This is a genomic window from Mycobacterium sp. (assembly GCF_049673265.1).
GTDB lineage: Bacteria > Actinomycetota > Actinomycetes > Mycobacteriales > Mycobacteriaceae > Mycobacterium.
Genome location: NZ_JBATXN010000623.1, coordinates 1 through 4372, shown reverse-complemented (window position 1 = coordinate 4372; position 4372 = coordinate 1). Strand labels below are relative to the sequence as shown.

Sequence of the window (4372 nt, the reverse complement as noted above, 5' to 3'; positions counted from 1 at the left end):
CAGGTAGACCTCCTGGGTGGTCTCCTCGCTGTAGCCGGAGTCGCGCAGCACGCGTGCCACCAGCCCGTAAACCCGGGCCCTGGTGTGGTCGTAGAAACGGGCGAACGCGTCGGCGTCGCGGCGCGCCACCCGGTGCAGCAATGCGTCCAGGTCGTGGCCCTGCCGCGGTCCGGTCATCGACCGGTAGCCTAGCCGCTCCGCGACGAGAGTCGTCATTTTCGTGTCGATCGGGGCGGACGGGGGAGGAAAAATGATGTCCGTGCCTGGTATTCGGCGAAACCGGGGCGGTCCGCCATGTACTTCTCGGTGAGCCGGGCACCGGTGACGGCGACCAGAAAGTAGGTCATCAGCAACGGAGACAGCGCAGTCGGCAGCGACCACCACCCGGTGATCGTGATCAGCCACAGACCCCACCAGACGCACGCGTCGCCGAAGTAGTTGGGATGACGTGTCCACCCCCATAGGCCGTGGTCCATCACTTCACCGCGATTCGCCGGGTCGGCTTTGAAGGCCCGCAGTTGGTGGTCGCCGACGGCTTCGAAGGCGAGGCCGGTGACCCACAGCGCAACGCCGGCCAACGTGACGGCCAGCCAGCGCCCCGGCGTGGGACCGATGACCGCCGACAGCTGCAGCGGCAACGAGATGAACCAGGTCGCGAAGGCCTGCAGCAGAAAAACCTTGCGGACAATCTGCGCCGGCGTGGCGCCACGGAGCAGATCGGCGTAGCGCCGATCCTCGCCCTGGCCCGCCGATCGCCGGTAGAGGTATCCGCTCAGCCGCAGACCCCAGACCGCGACCAGCGCTAGCAGCAGCCACCGGCGTGACGCGTCGCCGTCGCCGAGGATTGCGGCGACCATCGCGACCGCGATGAACCCCAGCCCCCAGGCCACGTCGACGACGTTGTAGCGCCCGATGCGGCGGCCGATCGCGAAGGTGACCGCATGGATCACCACCAGTGCGGCGACCGATGCGCCCGAGACGACAGCAAAGTCGACGATCATGGCCCGCATTCGAACGACTCTCGCATATTTGAGTATTCGGAGCGGGCGGTCGAGCGGATGACGCGACACCCAAAAGCCATCCATGCCGTCAACCGCTCCGAATAAGCAACTATCCGACCGAACAAAAGGAGTTGAAGCAAGATGAAGAATGTTCACGCAAAGACATTCGCGGTGAGCCTGGCGGCGATTGCAGCCCTGGGGTTCTCGGCGTGTTCGAGCAACAAATCTCAGTCCGCGCAGCAGACTAGCCCGCCTCCGGCCATGAGCACGATGGCGCCCGTCGCCACGAGCGCAACGATGCCCGCGGCCAACCTGATCGGTACTGGATGCGCGGATTACTCCGCCCAGCATCCCAGTGGTCCTGCGTCGGTCACCGGAATGTCGCAGGACCTGGTCGCGACGGCGGCCTCGAACAACCCGATGCTGTCGACGTTGACCGCCGCACTTTCCGGCAAGCTGAACCCGAATGTCAACCTGGTCGACACCCTCAACAACGGTCAGTACACCGTGTTCGCGCCGACCAACGCCGCATTCGACAAGCTGCCGCAGAGCACGATCGACGAGCTCAAGACCAACGCCGACATGTTGAAGAGCATCCTGACCTATCACGTGGTGCAAGGGCAGGAAAGCCCGAACACCGTTGACGGCGCTCACAAGACGCTGCAGGGTGCTGAGGTGAAGGTGACCGGCCAGGGGAATGGCCTCAAAGTCGACGACGCGGGACTGGTATGCGGAGGCGTGCACACCGCCAACGCGACGGTGTACATGATCGACACCGTGCTGACCCCGCCCAACCGGTAATCCACCAGGAGTGTGGTAGCGAATAGTGAACATGGTGTCGCTGGCGCTGATCGGTCTAATCGGAGGGCTGATCACTGGCATCTCGCCATGCGTGCTTCCGGTGTTGCCAGTGATCTTCTTCGCCGGCACATCCGGAATTTCCGAAGGGGCGGTCGCGGTTGCGGTTGAGCCGAAACATCAAGTCTCGCGGCCTTATCGGGTGATCGGCGGCCTGGTGTGCAGCTTCAGTCTGGTCACGCTGATCGGCTCAGCTTTGCTGTCGCTGCTGCACCTGCCGCAGGATGCCATTCGCTGGGTCGCGCTGGCCGCGTTAGTCGCAATCGGTCTCGGCTTGATCTTCCCGCGCTTCGAGCAGCTGCTGGAGCGGCCGTTCTCCCGCATCCCGCAAAAGCAGATCGCCGCCGGTAGCAATGGTTTTGGTCTCGGCCTGGCCCTCGGTGTGCTCTATGTGCCATGCGCCGGCCCAGTGTTGGCCGCGATTGTGGTGGCCGGCGCCACCGCGAACATCGGTGTGCCCGTTGTCATCCTCACCGTGGCTTTCGCTGTGGGGACCGCAGTGCCGCTGCTGTTCTTCGCGTTGGCCGGGCAACGAGTTACCCAGCGGGTCAGTGCGTTTCGTCGTCACCAACGCGAGATCCGCATCACGGCAGGGGTGGTGACCCTGCTGCTGGCGATAGCGCTGGTGTTCAACCTGCCCGCAGTGCTGCAGCGAGCCATTCCCGACTACACCGGCTCGCTGCAGAACAAGCTGGCCAACGGGCAACAGATTCAGGAAGAGCTCGGCGGCATTGTCAACGACCAGAACAAGCAATTGTCCAACTGCGCAAGCGGCTCCGTGCAGCTACAGAACTGCGGCGCCGCACCCGACCTCAAGGGCATTTCCGCATGGCTGAACACCCCTGGGGACAAGCCAATTGACCTGCACGCGTTGCGGGGCAAGGTGGTGCTGGTCGACTTCTGGGCCTACTCCTGCATCAACTGCCAGCGCGCCATCCCCCACGTTGAAGGCTGGTACAAGGCGTATCACGGCGACGGTTTCGAGGTCATCGGCGTGCACACCCCGGAATATGCGTTCGAAAAGGTCACCGGCAACGTGAAAAAGGGTGCGGCTGACATCGGCATCACCTACCCGATCGCCGTAGACAACAGCTACTCGACGTGGACGAACTACCGAAACCAGTACTGGCCGGCTGAATACTTGATCGATGCAGGCGGTATCGTCCGGCACGTCAACTTCGGCGAAGGCGACTACAACGGCACCGAGAAGTTGATCCGCGAGCTGATCACAAGTGTGCGACCGAAAGTCGCACTGCCGCCGCCGGTGGACGCAGCAGATACGACACCGGAGGGAGGCTTGACTCCCGAAACGTATTTCGGTGTCGGCAAGATGGTCAACTACGCCGGAGACGGCGGCTACGACAAGGGACGGCGGAACTTTACCTTCCCGCGGTCAGTGCCCGACGACACCTTCGCCCTGCAGGGACCGTGGACACTGGATTATGAGGGCACGACCGCCGACGGCGACATTTCGAGCATCAAGCTGAACTACCGCGCCAAAAACGTCTATATCGTCGTCGGCGGAACGGGCACGATGACGGTCGTGCGTGACGGGAAAACGACGACGATGCCGATCAGTGGACCGCCCACCGCACACCGGATCGTGACGGGCAACGACGTAGCCCGCGGGTTACTCGACGTGCAGTTAAGCAAAGGGCTGCAGGCGTTTTCCTTCACCTACGGCTGATCGCTATGGCTTGATGACGTGCGACGGGTCGGGCCGAAACTCCGGCGGGGCCTGGCTGTAGTCGCCGAACGGCCCGTCGCGACGCTCTACTGCAACCCGAACACCCTTTGTGGCGGCGGTCTGGATGAAGTCGAGCGCTTCGGGGGTGTTGCGCATCAATCCGTCCAGGATGCCGCCCAGCATTTGGGTCGACGCCAGGCCCATGTTCTCGTAGGCCTGATTCACCACCAGCTTCTGAGCTTGCAACTGCGACAACGGGATTCGCGCCAGCTCGGCCGCGACCTCGGCGACCCTGGCCTCCAGCCGCTCGAAGGGGACCGCCTCGTTGATCAGCTCGACCTCGGCGGCCTGCACACCTGTCAGTGGCCGGCCTGTCAACGAGTGCCACTTGACCTTCGCCAGGCTGAGCCGATACAGCCACATGCCGGTCAGGTACGCGCCCCACATTCGGCTGTAGGGGGTGCCGATGACGGCGTCGTTGCTGGCGATGACGATGTCGGCGCACAACGCGTAGTCGCTGCCCGCTCCGACACACCAGCCGTGCACCTGGGCGATCACCGGCTTGGACGCCCGCCAGATCGCCATGAACTTCTGGGTCGGCCCAGTCTCGCGAGCGGTGACCATGGCGAAGTCCTTACCGGGATCCCACTGGCCGCCGGTGTTCATCGCCTCGCTCCAGTGCGCAAAGCCGCCACCGAAGTCGTAGCCGCCGGAGAATGCCCGGCCGGCGCCACGCAGCACGATCACCTTGATTTCCGGGTTCCGCTCGGCCAGGCCGACGGCGGCCTCGATCTCGTCGGGCATGGGCGGAACGATGGTGTTGAGG

The 4372-nt window shown here is 63.9% G+C and carries 4 protein-coding genes and 1 pseudogene; 2 read left to right on the top strand and 3 right to left on the bottom strand.

Annotated features, from left to right (window positions below; translation table 11 throughout):
• Nucleotides 1–177: pseudogene (locus tag WBF82_RS21035) on the bottom strand (RNA polymerase subunit sigma); the annotation flags it as partial.
• Between the two features lie 35 nt (nucleotides 178–212).
• Nucleotides 213–1001: a DUF1295 domain-containing protein gene (locus WBF82_RS21030; RefSeq protein ID WP_424384862.1), complete on the bottom strand. Its 789-nt coding sequence runs from the start codon at nucleotides 999–1001 to the stop codon at nucleotides 213–215.
• Nucleotides 1002–1262: 261 nt separating this feature from the next.
• Here WBF82_RS21030 and WBF82_RS21025 point away from each other — a divergent pair, with 261 nt between their 5' ends.
• The gene (locus WBF82_RS21025) at nucleotides 1263–1802 is read left to right on the top strand and encodes a fasciclin domain-containing protein (RefSeq protein WP_424384864.1); all 540 of its coding nucleotides are present in this window, start codon (nucleotides 1263–1265) and stop codon (nucleotides 1800–1802) included.
• A 31-nt stretch (nucleotides 1803–1833) separates the two neighbouring features.
• The gene (locus WBF82_RS21020) at nucleotides 1834–3546 is read left to right on the top strand and encodes a cytochrome c biogenesis protein DipZ (RefSeq protein ID WP_424384863.1); all 1713 of its coding nucleotides are present in this window, start codon (nucleotides 1834–1836) and stop codon (nucleotides 3544–3546) included.
• A gap of 3 nt (nucleotides 3547–3549) precedes the next feature.
• On the opposite strand, the gene WBF82_RS21015 is transcribed toward WBF82_RS21020, so the two are convergent.
• The coding region (locus tag WBF82_RS21015) for a crotonase/enoyl-CoA hydratase family protein (protein ID WP_424384861.1) at nucleotides 3550–4372 on the bottom strand (823 nt) is incomplete at its 5' end.